Raw genomic sequence first — 15838 nt, 5'->3', positions numbered from 1 at the left:
TCAGTAGGTAGGGCAAATGCTCTACCTACTATTGTTGTTCGTGAAATTGGGTGCAGAAATTGTGGGTGTGAAACTAGGAATACTGGGACTAGGCACCGTGGGAACGGGAACAGTGCAGTTGTTGCAAGATAGGGTTGGTCGTCACCCGTTGTTGCAAGAGATAGAAATCTATCGGGTGGGAGTCCGATCGCTCGATAAACCCCGTGCAGTAGAATTATCTACGGATGTATTAACCACAGATTTAGAAGCAATTGTCAACGATCCGGCGGTAGATATAGTTGTCGAGGTGATGGGCGGATTAGAGCCGGCGCGATCGCTAATTCTCAAAGCTTTGAGTAATGGTAAGCACGTAGTTACCGCCAATAAAGCAGCGATCGCCCGCTTTGGGGCAGAAATTTTCACAACTGCCAATCAAGCCGGCGTGTACGTCATGCTAGAAGCTGCTGTGGGTGGTGGGATTCCGGTGATTCAACCCCTAAAGCAGTCTTTAAGTGTTAACCGGATTCACACTGTCACAGGCATCGTGAACGGTACAACTAATTACATCCTGACGCGGATGCAAACAGAAGGCAGCAACTTCAACGATGTCTTAGCTGATGCCCAGCGCTTGGGTTATGCTGAAGCTGACCCTACAGCTGATGTTGATGGCTTAGACGCAGCCGATAAAATCGCCATCCTCGCATCATTAAGCTTTGGTGGACGCATCAACCTACAAGATGTTTATACTGAGGGGATTCGGCAAGTCAGCAAAACAGATATTGTCTACGCCGAAAAATTGGGATTTGTGATTAAACTGTTAGCGATCGCTAAACGTGATACTCCCTCATCCCCACTTTCTGTTAGAGTTCATCCGACTTTAGTGCCTCAAGCCCACCCTTTGGCTAGCATCAACGGCGTTTATAATGCCATCCTTGTGGAAGGAGAACCCATAGGGCAAGTGATGTTTTTTGGCCCCGGTGCTGGTGCTGGTGCAACCGCCAGTGCTGTGACATCAGATATCTTGAATTTAGTTGCTGTCCTCAAAACCAATACAGCAGTTGCAAATCCTTTAATAGCTTGTGGACATCAAGAATACTGTCAAATTGCACCGATGGCAGAATTGATAACTCGGTTTTATGCCCGTTTCCTCACGAACGATCAACCTGGAGTTATTGGTAAATTGGGAACTTGCTTTGGTAACTATGGCGTTAGCTTAGAGTCAATTGTCCAAACTGGCTTTCAAGGAGAACTTGCAGAGATTGTGGTTGTTACCCATGATGTGCGGGAAGGTAATTTCCGGCAAGCTTTGGCAGAAATTCGGGATTTTGAATCGATTGAAAGCATTCCTAGTTTACTGCGTGTACTTTGAGATTATCGTTTAGCGATCGCTATTAGGTGTTACCGCAGACTAGAATACTTAGTTTTTTTCAAATTTCTGTTTGTGCTTACCTTTGGTAGACTAAATAACAAACTGGCGCGTTGAACGCGAGGGTAGCCTTATGACTGCAACGAATCCAGCTACTAGTACTACACTTCCAGACCACACTCAACTTCCAGAGTCTGATGGCACCTTCGTGAAAAACTTCCAGGAACATCCCCAAAGCATTTTAATAACAGAGGCCATTAAACCAGTATTGCAAAAACGTCATCCTGACGGGCAATATTGCATAGGTCAAGATAGTGGCATCTACTGGCGCATTACTGACCCGCCAGAACGAGGTGCAGAAGCTCCCGATTGGTTCTATGTCCCGAATGTGCCGCCTACACTCAATGGGCAAATGCGCCGGTCTTATGTGCTTTGGCAAGAACACATTGCTCCTTTAATTGTATTGGAATTTGTCTCCGGGGATGGTAGTGAAGAGCGAGATAAAACTCCTTGGAAGGGCAAATTTTGGATTTATGAGCAAGTGATTCATCCGGCTTTCTATGGCATTTATGAAGTGAATAAAGCCAGTGTGGAAATGTACCACATTATTGAAAGCCAATATCAACTTTTACCAGCAAATGAACGGGGACATTATCCCATTGCGCCTTTGGGAGTTGAATTAGGTATTTGGCAAGGAATTTATCAGAATGCAGAATTACCTTGGCTGCGCTGGTGGGATTTGCAAGGTAATTTGTTGTTGAGTGGTGAGGAAAGAGCGGAGCAGGAAAGCCAAAGGGCAGAATTAGAATGCCAAAGAGCCGATCGCTTAACTGCTCAATTGCGATCGCTCGGTGTTGAACCAGAGGTTTAAGTATTTGGTTTAAGGGTGCGATCGCGCCAATTCTCGATTTAGCTGGGGAAGTTAAACAAGTAATAGACTAGGTACGTAGAGACGCGAATTTTTGCGCCTTTATAATTTGTGGAGAGAGTAGGATTTAAGTACGCCAGTCAAACAGCCCCACTTGCTGATGTAATAGCACTAAATATCAGCAATAACTGAATTAATGAGTGTTAATAATAAGGAGTAAGCGCCGTGGTAAATTTGAATAATTATAATGCAGAATTAGCTAATGAAGAAATTTTAGATGAAGAAGAAAATGATGAAGAGCAATATGAAAAAGTAACTTTTCAATACGATCCAGAAAAAATAAATATTGCTACAAGGGAGCCAACTATTGAGCAATTACTCAGAAGAATTGACGAAGAAGCCCTTGATTTAGCACCTGATTTTCAACGACAAGCTAATATATGGACTTTAGAAGCAAAAAGTAAATTAATTGAATCCATTTTGATTAGAATCCCATTACCTGCTTTTTATATTGATGCTACAAACGAAGAGACAGATGAAGATAAATGGGTAGTTGTAGATGGATTACAAAGATTGTCTGCCTTAAAGCAATTTGTAATTGATAAAAGTGATAATAGGCTTAAATTAGTTGGATTATAATATTTAAAAGACTTAAATAACAAATACTATGATGAATTAGAAAGGAGATATCAACGTCGTATTTTAGAAACTCAAGTCACAGTATATTTAATTGAAAAAGGTACGCCTTTAGAAGTCAAATATAATATATTTAAACGTATTAATACGGGAGGTGTGCCTCTTTCCAATCAAGAACTGCGCCATGCTTTGAATCCTGGAAAAGCTATAAAATTGGTGGCAAAACTAGCTTCTTTCTCAGAGTTCAAATGTGTTGTTAATCTCAGTGACTCAAAGAAAAAGAGAATGGATGATAGGGAGTTTGTACTAGGATTTCTTGCTTTTTATCTAATTTCTTACAAAGAATATCAAGAGGAAACTAGAGATTCTTTCCTCAGTAAAGCTTTATCGAAAATAAATAGTCTTTCCAATGAGGAGATAACAAAAATAGAAGAAACTTTTAAGAAAGCGCTGATTGCAGCTTTTGATATTTTTAATAATAACGCTTTCCGCAAAATTTCTAATAAAAACAAAAGAAAGTTCCCCCTTAATAAATCTTTGTTTGAAGTTTGGTCTGTAAATCTTGGAAGACTAAATATAGAAAACATTCAAATTTTAAAAGATAGAAAACAAAAGCTAATAGATACTTTTGTTAGATATGTAGATAACGATGCGGACTTTCTAGTATCAATCTCTCAAGTAAAAAATAAAATTGAGCATAGATTTGAAACAGTAGAGAAAATTATCCAAGAAGTATTATTATGATTAATTTCATTAATTCTCTGAAATTGACCAATTACAAAGCCTTTGAAAATCAGTTAATCGAATTTAAGCCACTAACTTTACTTTCTGGTCTAAATAGTACGGGAAAATCTTCTGTCTTACAATCCCTACTTTTGCTGCGTCAATCTTATCAACAAGAATTATTGCCAAATATCGGTTTAGCATTGAATGGTGAACTGGTACGCATTGGTACTGCTCAAGATGCATTTTGTGAAAGAGCCAAAGAGGATTATCTTGGTTTTGAGATTATTTGGAATGATAGAAAAAAAGGGATTTGGCGTTTTAGCTATGACCAAATTAAGACAGGTGCAGATGTTTTAAATAATTTAGAATCTAAATTACCAATTGAGAATGTCTATAAATTAAGTCCTTTCAATAGAAGATTTCACTATTTACAGGCTGAACGTCTCGGGCCACGAACATCTTATGATATGTCAGATTATCAAGCACGACGACTAGGACAGTTAGGTAGTAAGGGTGAATATACTGCACATTTTTTAGCAATTAATCAAGATAAAGATGTTCTTCAAAGTAAACTAAGACATCCGATGGCAAAATCTAACGCTCTTAGCAGCCAGGTTGAAGGATGGATGAGAGAAGTTAGTCCTGGTACAAGGATTAAAATTAACTCTAATTCAGATATAGGTTTGATGAGTTTACAATATTTTTATGGGGATAGTAACCCCTATCGTACTACTAATGTCGGATTTGGAATTAGTTACACATTACCGATTATCGTAGCAGTTTTATCATCTTCTCCGGGTACACTAATTATAATTGAAAATCCAGAGGCACATCTACATCCTAAAGGGCAAGTCAAGATGGGTGAATTATTATCGCTTGCAGCTAGTTGTGGAATTCAAATAGTAATAGAAACTCATAGTGATCATGTTTTAAATGGTATTCGTCTTGCTGTTCATAAAGGAAAAATTAAGCCCTATGATGTTCAGTTACATTATTTTCAGCGACAAGAAAAAGAAGGACAAACTGTTACAGAAGTAGTATCTCCATATATTGATCGCAATGGAAGAATTGATAAATGGCCTGATGGTTTCTTTGATGAATGGGAAAAAAGTTTAGATGTTTTACTTGAGCCTGCGGGAGAGTAAAAGGTGGATTTTGACTTAATATTAAATGAGTTATCTCTGCGAAATCCGGCTCCGAATGAACAAGTAGCACAGCAAAGAATGTCTGAGCTAATTAAGACCATAAAAGCAGTTAAAGCTCAAGGGGTAAAAGTAAGCCTCCGCACTAAAGAAGATTTTCATACAACAATACTTGCACCTAACTATCCTCTTCGTCATTGGCTTAATGATGCAGAGCAAGTTGAACGACTTTTTATCAAAACTCTTGCAACTAAAGCACCTTTCTCAACTGATATTGTAAATTCCGAAATCCAGAATATTGAAAATAATGCTAGCTTGTCTGAATTTCGTCATCAAGGAGAAATGGCTATTGGGCTTGGTATTGCTTATGTACTTAATACGATCGCAATCAGCTTACTTTCTCAGGAATGCTGGGATTGTAACCGTGTAAAACTTGAATTCCGATACTTAGATGAGGATGGAGAGATAATTAGTGAAGTTGTAGAAATTATCCATGCTAGCCGTAGCAGCCATGTACAAAAACACGCTAGTCTGATTCAACAAAACCAAGAACGCATTTATCAAAATGTTAGCGATGGGTTAGAAGTTTGGAATCGCAGGGAGGAATTGTTTCCTAACCTAGAATTCTGTGATGCTGTTAGAAAGCAGTTAGAAGATATCCGTGCTGGACAGTTGGAATTACAGCCTGTTGTGAACATATTATTTGAGCTTCACAAATGCTGTAAAAACTGGAATAATGCCTATTTCAATCTCGACGGGTATTCTATTGAGGAATCGGGCGAAAGTAAACCAACGCTTGGTAAATATTTTAAAGAAAGAACTTTTTGTTCTCCTGATGGTAGAGAGCGCCTATTTGAACGACATGTTAAATTGAGGTTTTGCAACTGGCGAATCCATTTTTTTGCAGAACAACCGGGAATAGTGATTATTGGCTATATTGGTCGCCATCTTCCTACAGTGAAATATCGCACATAATCTTTAATTAACCCTCTTCTGTCACTCTCCGAAAACTTTTGCCATTTCTGAATTCTAGAGCTTTTGTATAGCAAGCGATGTCTACTACGGGCTACGCCTACGCGCGATTCTTTATCTAATAACAAATACAAGACTCATTTTTTTTCAATAGTATAGCTTGTATTGATTGCCTCATAAGGCTTATAGCGATCGCCCTACTGGGAAGTGACAGAGGAGGGTTAGTATACATAAATTATATCTCTCCCTCCTGCCTCTACCTCCTCCCCTGTTCTCCTCGCAATGCCTCCGGTGGGCTGCCCCTACGTAGTTTCAATAGGTATTTTTTCTTACTGTAGACGTGGTTTTTAGTGAAACAACTACCCTAAAATGAAAAAAAATCCTGAAATCTATATAAATTAATGGTTTCATCTATCCACATCAGGCTACAACACCTTAGAATGATTCATTGAAAAGTCGAGCCGATGGGATGTACAGCCGTTTTGAGTAAAAGTACTCCCAAAGGATGATTTTTTATTCCCACGAACCAAGATTTCAGTACGGATGTACCAGGGTGCATCCGTAAAGAATCTCAAGTAAACCTTCAGGAGTTTGACATGAACAAAGGTGAATTAGTTGATGCCGTAGCTGAAAAGGCTGGTGTTACCAAGAAACAAGCGGATCAAGTCTTAACTGCCGCTTTGGAAACCATTATTGAAGCGGTTTCCTCTGGTGATAAAGTAACATTAGTGGGATTTGGCTCATTTGAATCACGGGAACGTAAAGCCCGCGAAGGTCGCAACCCGAAAACAAATGAAAAAATGGAAATTCCCGCTACGAGGGTTCCTGCCTTCTCCGCAGGAAAACTGTTTAGAGAAAAGGTAGCACCCCCAAAAGTATAGATTCTGTCTTCGGGAACTTTTTTTTAATGCGGCAACCTGCACATGGGGGAAATTTAGCCTGGGCAGCAGCACTGGCTGGCTGTCCCCCTGATGCTATTCTGGATTTTTCTGCTAGCATCAGCCCGTTGGGGCCTCCAAACAGCGCGATCGCTGCTATACTGTCCCAATTTGGTAATCTTAAGCACTATCCAGACCCAAACTATAGTGAACTGAGACTAGCTCTCAGTCACTTCCATCAACTACCTCCTGAGTGGATTCTGCCGGGTAACGGCTCCGCAGAATTGCTTACTTTGGTGGGTAGAGAATTAGCTCAATTAGCCGCGACAATTTTAATCACTCCAGCCTTTGGCGACTATTACCGAACCTTGGCAGGGTATAACGCTAATGTGCTGGAGTGTCCTTTGTCATTTATCACTGGTCATTGGTCATTAACCAAGGACAAAGGACAAAGAACAAATAACAAAGGGCTATTGTTGAATAATCCCCACAACCCAACCGGAAAAATATTCTCACGGGACTCTATTTTGCCCTACCTGGAGCAATTTGCTTTGGTTGTGGTGGATGAAGCATTTATGGATTTTGTACCGCCTCATGAGGAACAAAGCCTGATTCCACTGGTGCAGGAATATGCAAATTTAGTAATATTGCGATCGCTAACCAAATTTTACAGTCTCCCCGGACTGCGATTAGGATATGCGATCGCCCACCCTGACTACCTAGCTAAATGGCAGCTATGGCGTGACCCCTGGCCCGTAAACACCCTAGCGGCGGCAGCGGCAATTGCGGCACTCCAAGATACGGAGTTTCAGCAGCAAACCTGGGCATGGCTACCACCTGCACGAAACCAACTCTTTCAGGGTTTGGCTAAAATCCCAGGATTCCAACCCCAAGTAAGTGCTGCTAACTTTTTACTGGTTGAGTCCCAGAAGTCTACTTCGCAGTTACAGCAAAAATTACTCCAGCATCACCAGATTTTAATCCGTGATTGCCTTAGCTTTAAAGAACTAGGCGATCGTTTTTTCCGGGTTGCTGTACGTGAAGAGTCCGATAACCAACGCTTACTAACAGCGCTGAGTGAGGAATAGGGAGTATGGGAGATGAGGTAACTTTCATTCTCCATTCTCAGCCATGACAAATGACAATTGATAAATGACAATTGACTATGATGTTGTAATTATTGGCGGCAGTCTTGCTGGATACTACGCTGCCCTTGCTGCCACCCAACTACGTGCTACAGTCGCCCTGGTGGAACCTAAAGTAGACTACAGGTTTACTCATTACCATGCTCTTACCGAAATCGGTAAACTGGCACAAAGGTTGAATGATGCCGCTAGTTTTGGTATTCATGCCACACATACTGATACCTCAGAAGAATGCCACATATTTATGGCATGGCAAGAAGCGATGCTATATGCTCAATGCATCGCCTCAAATCTCAAAGAACAGCATTCTCCCGCCATATTAGCCGCGCAGGGAGTTGATATTATTGTTGGTAGCGGTCAATTTCAATCTTCACCCCAACTTGCTTTTACCGTTAATAATCGCCGACTACGCGCCCGTACTTATTTGCTAGCTAGTGGTTCGCGTCCAGAAATTCCAGAGATTGAAGGATTGCAAACTACTGGCTATCTAACCCTTTCTAATATTTGGCAATCCCTAAAGGAAGCGACACTACCCAAAAGTTGGGTTATTATCGGCGGGATTCCCCAAAGCATTGAAATCGCTCAAACTTTAGCGCGGTTTGGTTGTAGTGTGACACTGGTGGTCAAGTATCCATATCTTCTACCCAATATCGACCCTGAAATAGCCATCTTGCTTCAGGCGCAGTTGGAAGTCGAAGGTGTGCGCGTCCTCACCGATAAAACAGTGACTCAGGTGAAGCTGATTGAGAATAAAAAATGGATTCAAGCAGGAGACAAAGCCATTGAAACTGATGAAATTTTAGTGGCGACTGGACAACAACCGAATCTTGAATCCCTAAATTTGGCAACAGTAGGCGTGAAATGGCATCGGCGGAGTTTAGTAGTGAATGATAAACTACAAACTACTAACCACCGCATTTACGCCTGTGGTGATGTAATTGGTGGTTACGACTGTGCCAATATCGCTAATTATGAAGCAAAAATTGCCCTGAACAATGCACTCTTTTTCCCCAGGTTACGAGTAAATTATGGCTCCATTCCTTGGGCAATGTTTTCTGTGCCGATGGTGGCGCAAGTGGGTTTGACAGAGGCACAAGCAAAACGCCTATTTGGTCGAGATGAAGTTTTAGTTTTGCGTCAATATTTTAAAACAGTTGCAGCAGCCCAACTTCGGGACGAAACCACTGGTATATGTAAATTGATTGTGCTACGCAACGGTGAAATTTTGGGAGCTTCGATATTGAACGCAGAAGCTGGAGAATTGATTAATTTGATTGCCTTAGCAATGTCACAAAAAATTAAAGTCAAAGATTTAGCAAATCTATCTCCTGTCTATCCCAGTTTCTCTGAAATTCTGGAACAAGCCGCAAGAGAGTGGAGTAAGCAAAAGTTAAATAGCAATATTGCTTTGCAAGAATTTTTAGAAGGCTTCTTTCATTTCCGCCGCAATTGGAATTTGTGAGGGGGGAGTTAGGAGTTAAAATCCTTGCATGACAATCCAAACTACACCCGCAGCGACTAGAGGCACGCTGAGGTTATCTGTGCCGTGGGGTGAGACTGCCTCTGCTAGGGTGGCAAAAGTCGCAGTTATTACCGTAGTTAACAAAACCCATCCCAAACTAAAAGTTTTTGCCAGAGGACTCAGCGACGAACCAGGTAGTAGCAACAGCACTAAGAAAATCGCCACTGCACTCGCTACAAACATTGCTGCCGAACCTTCCCAGGAACGCACAGAATTTCCCACTTGATATTTATGCTGTCCGAACCGTCTACCGATTAATGCTGCCAATGCATCACCCCAAGTCATTGTCATTATCCCAGCTACAGCGATTGGGGCACTATCTAATGGCCCGTCTGGTCGCCATAGTAGCCCGAAAAGTAGTGTCACTGAGATAGCAAAATAAACTGTACCGGGTGAGCTTTCCTCAGTATCCATTGCGCCGATAATTCGGTAGCGGTAGAACAGGTAGTTAAGTCCGATAAAGGTCGCAAAGGGTATAATTCCGATTTCCCAGTGGTGAAACAGCAGCAAGACACCGAAAACCCACATCCCTGCACCAATATGAATCACCTTACGGGTCAAATCCGGCTTTACGTCAAACAGCCTACGCAGTCCCTCGCCAATCACAAGCAGACTAGTCGCGTAAATATAAGAAATTGCTAGCCCGATAAAATCATTGTTTGTCATTGGTTAATTATCAATATTACTTATTCCCTTGCTTATTCACTTAGTGCGATCGCTATTTCGTCTTAGGTTCTTTTCTAGTAACGAAACGCTACCAATGCCTTGAAGGATACCACGACCGATTAAACCTAAACCCCGACCGATTATTTGGGTGAGGATGAAGACTATACCGCTACCTAAAAAAGATAATAGTGATTTTAAGCGCGGTGCGATCGCATCACTAAATTCTAGAAGCAATGTCACTACTAAAGGAATATTAGACAGTTTTCCTAACTCCTGATTTCGAGGAGCATAAACTGAAGTACTGGCAATGCCACGAGGCGCAATTACAAATAGCTCATAACGACTTTCAAAAACTGCTTTTGGTTCGTTTATATAATTGCTCAACCGATATTTCCATGATAAATCGTTTCGGAACCGTTCAATTTCTCTTGTAGAAATTAATTGCCGACCATAAAAGTTTTCTTTAATCTCTTCTACATCTGCTAAATAATTTAGTAGTGGTTGAACTACCCCATTGGCTACCTGAATTAACAAGTTCTCTAAAATCATTAATGTTTGGGATTTGGCTTCAGCACTCACTACTGGATAGGAGGTATTATCAATGTTCAATTCCGTTTGAAATAGTAGATAAGAATACAACTCGCAAAATAACGGAATTTTATTGAGAATATCTCTTTGCACAACCTCGGAATTTTGGAGTAATAAATTAACAATTTCTATGTTTTTATTTCCTAATTTTATCCGAGAAAACTTACCAAAAAAATCTGTAATTGCGGCTTGCCATAAATCGCCTATTAAGGCATTTTTTACCTCATTTAATTGACTTAACTGGATTTGAGATGCACGCAATTCATCCAACTGTTCAGCCAATTTTTGCAGAATAAGATAAAGTAATTCTCGTTTTTTATCTTCACGGAAGATGTCAATTTCTAAAGGGACATCTGTGACATTTCTTAAAGGAAATTGAAGTTTAGTAACACAAGATGTAAACAAGGCAGATTGTAGTGTTCCTGGACTAAGTAAAGGTGAAACAGTTTGCCTTTGCTCAATGGCACTACTCAATAAAGGTGTGAGCGGTGGCTGATCAGCAACCGGAATATGTTCCTCTTGCCTTTCTTGGGATGAAACTAACAACCGATTTAACAACCAACGAGCCGCTAGGAGTTCTCGCCTCTGTCCAGCTAGAATTGCTCGATCTAGCACTGGTAATCCGGGAACTTGTAATTGTGCTGTGACTGCGGCTAGAGTAGCCTCAATGTAAGTAATTCCTGACAAACGTAAATTATTTCGCAGTCTAGAAAAAGGTAGTACGGAGTAGGGAGAGACACGATTAATCGCGTCTCTACTAGGGAGTGAGGAGTTAGGAATTGCGTTCGCCCTTGGCGTTGGCAAAGCCATCGCTTCTGTGTCCCGAAACCAATAGTCACCACCATCTGCAACTTCTTGCATGGCAGCGACTAATTCAGGTAGTGGTGTCCCTTTGGCGCAGTAGCCATTTACACCAATAGATTTGGCAGCTAATAGCAGTCCTTGTTCTTGCACAGAACTTAGGAGCAAAATTGGCAGGTTGGGATATAAGGCTTTGAGTTGCCGACAGAATTGTAAACCTAGCTGCTGGCTGGTGGTGGAGCGGCCATTACCGAATTCTAAAACCAGCAAATTTACTTGTTTAGGGTCTTCTTGGGCAATTTCTGCTAAAATTTGCAAGGCAGTGGTGTCAGTTTCTACTACTCCTGTTACTTCCAGGTTAGGAATTGCTTCCAGAGCTACCCGTAATCCCAGACGAAAAATCGGGTCTTGGTCGAATAACAATAATTTTAAATGGCGATCGCTCATAGTCCATCAATTACACAAGCACTGTTTTTTACTAATCAGAAAACAGCTTTGATACAAACAAAACTTTGTCTCCCTCATTGTTACCTGTTTTCACAAACTGATAAATCCATCGTAATTGCCATAGACAGCCATCACTGTGTAATTAAATGAACTTGAGTATTCGGCACTGGTTGGCAGAACGCTATATCGCAATCAATCAAATCAGAGAGTTTTCGGCAGGCCAATTGGCAGGTATTGCCTACCGGATTGTTCAGGATATGGAAGTCAAAAGCCTTATGCCTTTTGATATCTGTACCTTGGTAGAAGTTTTAGAACTGCCTTTAGGGATTGTTTGGGAAGAAATCAGTGTCATTTCCCAGTTGACAGAAAACCTGTTGCGTAGTCTCAGCCAAAAAAAACCGTTAAAACGTAACGAAGGCACATGGCTAGCGTTTCAAATTGCCTATCTCCAAGCTTTGCAAACAATTCTAAAGCAAGAAGTAAGCCTGCAAAAACCGTGGCTAGATCGGGCAAGTATACCAATCCAAGCCCAAATACTTAAAGAGGATGTGGGTAAACTCGCCCTCCAAGATTCGCAACTGCAAGGATTACTAAAAACTCTCACGCCAGGTAAACTAACTGATACTCAGGCGGAACAAGCCCTATCTCTGGTTGCAGATTCATTACTGGTACAACAAATAAATCATGCTGTCATCGCTTGGTTAGTTGCCAATGGTGCAGAGGAACATGAAGCTAAACTTTTAACACAGCGTTTGGTCAACTCTCTTCCTGGTGACATACTGGTAGTCGTTACCGAAAATGCTGCCCCTTTAGCCCAACTGCAAAAGTTTTTCCGTTTGGGGATTTCATTATCTCCCAGTTTGAACGCTCCAGAAGTTGGTTCTCTAGTCGGTGAGAAAATTGATTTGCATCGAGAACACTACCGTGCAAGTTTGATTAAAAATCTCAGTATGCCGTTGCTTATAGAATCCTTTTCTCTCAAGGATATCTATGTGCCACAAAAAGGCTTACCAATAGAGGAAAGTATTTCCGATCGGGAAAAAAAAGCTGTTAAGCCGGTTGATTTAAAGACATGGGCGCAGCAACAGCTAGCTGATTTAGAAACGATCGCGATGATTGAGTCGGAACCTGGTTATGGAAAAACCAGTTTTTGCCAACTCTGGGCAGCACAGATAGCACAAGAATTTTACCCTATTTGGATGCCTATAGTAATTAGGTTACGGGATGTAACTTATGGCAAAACTTTCACCGAAACCCTAAATTCTGCTTTTGATGTTAATCTTTCAACTTGGTTAGAGCAACAAAATCCGCCTTGTCTTTTGCTACTGGATGGTTTGGATGAATTGCCCCCTTCTGCTCATGGTATAAGAACCAAAGCAATTTTTATTCAGCAATTACTGAACTTTAAATCTCAGCATAGACACAAAATTGTGTTAACGAGTCGGTCAACAACATTACAGGAAATTGCCCCAGAGATACCTCTACCATTGAAGCGAATTATCATTCAATCGTTGGATGTGGACGAATTCAAACAATGGTTTCAGCAGTGGGCAAAAGTACAATCGTTGGCGATCGCTCAAAATTTCTTTACATTCTTAAAACAGTCAGGCTTATTTGCCAGCCAATCAAGGTTTACAGAATTATCTCCCCTTGTCCGTCAACCCCTGATGCTGCATTTATTGGGCATTTTACACCGAGATGGACTGCTAGATGATGAAGTGTTGCAATTAGCTGCTAATACCCCAAAGTCTTCTCTGTCGGAAATTTACCATCGCCTGAGTCGATGGTTATTGGGCTATCCGCTAATTGGTGAGATGAAGACGATGCTGCTGCGTTCAGGTTCGGCTCATATCCACCGAACTCCAGAAGCGATCGCTAATTTACTGGCTAATCGTCATCCCCAAGATTTACTTGATCAGATGCAAGCGATCGCTTTGAAAATTTTACACTCTCAACGTCATCAGATTAATTTGGCTGGTGAATTTAATCGTCTACCAGGGTTTTATTTTAAGATTCAGAATTTAGAAAGCTCAGAAAAAACCAATTTAATTGAGTTTTCCCATATTAAGCTAGGAGAATTTCTTTGTGCTAAGGCTGTGACTGCTGAGTTGAAATTATTGACTCAGTACCAAAGTGAGGCTTATGGTTCGCTCACTTTTGTGCTTGATTCTCCCAGTAATGTTGCCCAGCATATTTATAATTTACTGGGTTATGGCATCCTTAGCCAGGAAATTGAAGAACTGGCGATCGCAATTTTGCGGCGGGAGCAAAAGCACAAGTTTTCTTTTGAAGTTTTGTTCCAACGGCTTTTGTCTTTCTGGCGTGCTTACTGTCAAGGCTGTTGGTTGGATGAAGGGATAGTTCACAAGGCTTTGACTCATTTCCACGCACTGCAAAACCCGGTAAATGTTGAGCAGGTGAATGCGGCGGTAGGATTAAATGTGTTTTTATTGCTTTGTGCTTGTTACCGAGAAACAAAAATCCCTTTTTGCCCTTGTGGCAATCCACTCAATTTAACAGAATTCAATCCAGAGGCTTTGAGTGTGCTAATTGCGAGGACAACCGTTTTGCACAAAAGTGCCTTTGCAACCCGAATCAAGTCTCTAGCTGGACTCAATTTATCGGGAACCTCTTTGTTGCAAGTGATGTTAACTGGGGTAAATCTTGAGCAGACAAACTTATCCAATGCGGAGTTAATCGGGACAAATTTTGCTGGAGCCAATTTGCAACAAGCTAACCTTACAGGCGCAAACCTTCAACAAGCTAACCTTACAGGCGCAAACCTCCAACAGGCTAACTTTACAGGCGCAAACCTCCAACAGACAAACCTGATGGGGACAAATCTTAATTCAGCGAATCTCACCAACGCCTGTTTATTTGATGCCATCCTGACTGAGGCTGACAAAAAATTAGCTGCTGATAATGGTGCTTTGTTCTCCAAAGAGTCATTTCAAAGACTGAAAAATTTGCGAGCGCACCAACCCTTTTTAAACACTGTCAAAATTGCACCAAACACAGATAAGAATTGGCCCAAACTCCCTGCGATCGGAGTAATCGAAAGCTCCGAAGGTACAATTTTACCAGTAGGTTTATATGATGAAGATGTCGAAGATAAAACAGTTTTTGGCAATGACTCCATTGATGAGAGTAGTACATATTAGTAATTAGGCATTGCTTATTTACCCCTACTCCCCCAATCCCCAATCCCCAATCCCTAGCCTTCTTGCGGCTGACGGTAGCCAAAAAAGTTAATACTGTATTCAGTAATCCGCACTCCTGTTTCTTCTTCAATTTTGCGGATCAAATCTTCTGGAAGTTCCACATGAACATCAAGAATTTGATTTGTATCCACACAGTTAATATGACTGTGAGAGTCACTGATATTGCCGTACAAACGTCCATCACAGCGTTCAATACATTCAATGATGCCTTGACTGGATAATGCTTCTAGATTTTGATAAACAGAGGTATGGCCGATCTCTTTACCTTCTTGGTTTAAGCGATCGTAAATCTCTCTAGCAGAAAGATGTTCATTTGCTTGCCAAAGTAATTCCAGAATAAAGCGACGTTGACGACTGACACGCATACCCAGGATTTGACACCTATCTAGCGCATCTTCTAGAGAACGAATTGGTTTTGTAGAAATTGTTTGTTTTTGCATATTACAGCTTGTTAACTGTTGAGGGAATTTTCCCACTTCAATTTTTATTGTTTATTTAATATATGCAATAATATTGCACACCATTGTTCTACCTGTACTTGTATTTTGGCTTGTGATGTTGGGGAAGTAACAGGTGGCGATAAATAATGCTCTATTTTTTGCTTGTTGATGGCTATTTTGTCAGACCTTAATCTAAAACAAACTCATTACTACTTTAACTTAAAATTGCTGTAAATGTCCACCTTGGGGCAGCTGTTGCCTTTCCCAACTAGGCTGATGTTAATGGTATGCTGTGCAAATTGTGTAGTAATTGCTTAGTTAAATGTGAGTATTTATCGCAATGACGAAAGTAACATTTAACTGAATAAAAATTTGATGTCCGTGAGTACACCCGTAGAGGCACGGCAGTGCCGTGCCTCTACACCTGGTGATGTAATGTTG

At 41.0% G+C, this 15838-nt stretch carries 13 protein-coding genes; 10 read left to right on the top strand and 3 right to left on the bottom strand.

Features of this window, described 5'->3' with window-relative positions:
- The first annotated feature begins 61 nt into the window (after positions 1 to 61).
- From V7K55_RS13230 to V7K55_RS13190, 9 genes are all read left to right on the top strand, one after another.
- The gene (locus tag V7K55_RS13230) at positions 62 to 1348 is read left to right on the top strand and encodes a homoserine dehydrogenase (protein WP_334832006.1); all 1287 of its coding nucleotides are present in this window, start codon (positions 62 to 64) and stop codon (positions 1346 to 1348) included.
- A gap of 130 nt (positions 1349 to 1478) precedes the next feature.
- Positions 1479 to 2216 (top strand): Uma2 family endonuclease, encoded by a 738-nt coding sequence (locus V7K55_RS13225; protein ID WP_334831934.1) that lies wholly within the window; start codon positions 1479 to 1481, stop codon positions 2214 to 2216.
- Positions 2217 to 2438: 222 nt separating this feature from the next.
- The gene (locus tag V7K55_RS13220; protein WP_334831932.1) at positions 2439 to 2852 is read left to right on the top strand and encodes a DUF262 domain-containing protein; all 414 of its coding nucleotides are present in this window, start codon (positions 2439 to 2441) and stop codon (positions 2850 to 2852) included.
- A gap of 153 nt (positions 2853 to 3005) precedes the next feature.
- Entirely contained in the window at positions 3006 to 3593 is a 588-nt protein-coding gene (locus V7K55_RS13215; protein ID WP_334831930.1) for a hypothetical protein, read from the top strand.
- On the top strand, positions 3590 to 4720 hold the full coding sequence (locus V7K55_RS13210; protein WP_334831928.1) for an AAA family ATPase: 1131 nt from the start codon (positions 3590 to 3592) through the stop codon (positions 4718 to 4720). The genes V7K55_RS13215 and V7K55_RS13210 overlap by 4 nt, the downstream gene beginning before the upstream one ends.
- Positions 4721 to 4723: 3 nt before the next feature.
- On the top strand, positions 4724 to 5692 hold the full coding sequence (locus V7K55_RS13205) for a hypothetical protein (protein WP_334831927.1): 969 nt from the start codon (positions 4724 to 4726) through the stop codon (positions 5690 to 5692).
- A 593-nt stretch (positions 5693 to 6285) separates the two neighbouring features.
- Positions 6286 to 6570 (top strand): HU family DNA-binding protein, encoded by a 285-nt coding sequence (locus tag V7K55_RS13200; RefSeq protein WP_334831925.1) that lies wholly within the window; start codon positions 6286 to 6288, stop codon positions 6568 to 6570.
- Positions 6571 to 6596: 26 nt separating this feature from the next.
- Positions 6597 to 7655 carry a threonine-phosphate decarboxylase CobD gene (gene cobD, locus V7K55_RS13195; RefSeq protein WP_334831923.1) on the top strand — a complete coding sequence of 353 codons (1059 nt, stop codon included), beginning with the start codon at positions 6597 to 6599 and terminating at the stop codon, positions 7653 to 7655.
- Between the two features lie 64 nt (positions 7656 to 7719).
- The gene (locus V7K55_RS13190; RefSeq protein WP_334831921.1) at positions 7720 to 9174 is read left to right on the top strand and encodes a dihydrolipoyl dehydrogenase family protein; all 1455 of its coding nucleotides are present in this window, start codon (positions 7720 to 7722) and stop codon (positions 9172 to 9174) included.
- A gap of 15 nt (positions 9175 to 9189) precedes the next feature.
- On the opposite strand, the gene V7K55_RS13185 is transcribed toward V7K55_RS13190, so the two are convergent.
- Complete coding sequence (locus V7K55_RS13185; protein WP_334831919.1) at positions 9190 to 9900, bottom strand: diacylglycerol/polyprenol kinase family protein; 711 nt, start codon at positions 9898 to 9900, stop codon at positions 9190 to 9192.
- A gap of 36 nt (positions 9901 to 9936) precedes the next feature.
- Complete coding sequence (locus V7K55_RS13180; protein WP_334831917.1) at positions 9937 to 11736, bottom strand: DUF3685 domain-containing protein; 1800 nt, start codon at positions 11734 to 11736, stop codon at positions 9937 to 9939.
- A 146-nt stretch (positions 11737 to 11882) separates the two neighbouring features.
- On the opposite strand from V7K55_RS13180, the gene V7K55_RS13175 reads away from it, so the two are divergent.
- Positions 11883 to 14897 (top strand): pentapeptide repeat-containing protein, encoded by a 3015-nt coding sequence (locus tag V7K55_RS13175; RefSeq protein WP_334831915.1) that lies wholly within the window; start codon positions 11883 to 11885, stop codon positions 14895 to 14897.
- Between the two features lie 53 nt (positions 14898 to 14950).
- Here V7K55_RS13175 and V7K55_RS13170 read toward each other — a convergent pair whose 3' ends face one another.
- Positions 14951 to 15397: a Fur family transcriptional regulator gene (locus tag V7K55_RS13170; protein ID WP_334831913.1), complete on the bottom strand. Its 447-nt coding sequence runs from the start codon at positions 15395 to 15397 to the stop codon at positions 14951 to 14953.
- Positions 15398 to 15838 lie beyond the last annotated feature (441 nt).

Origin of the sequence: Nostoc sp. (genome assembly GCF_036919895.1) — a bacterium.
In the GTDB taxonomy this organism is placed as follows: Bacteria; Cyanobacteriota; Cyanobacteriia; order Cyanobacteriales; family Nostocaceae; genus Nostoc.
The sequence above is the reverse complement of the archived record's forward strand: the minus strand, read 5'-3'. Positions and strand labels throughout refer to the sequence as shown.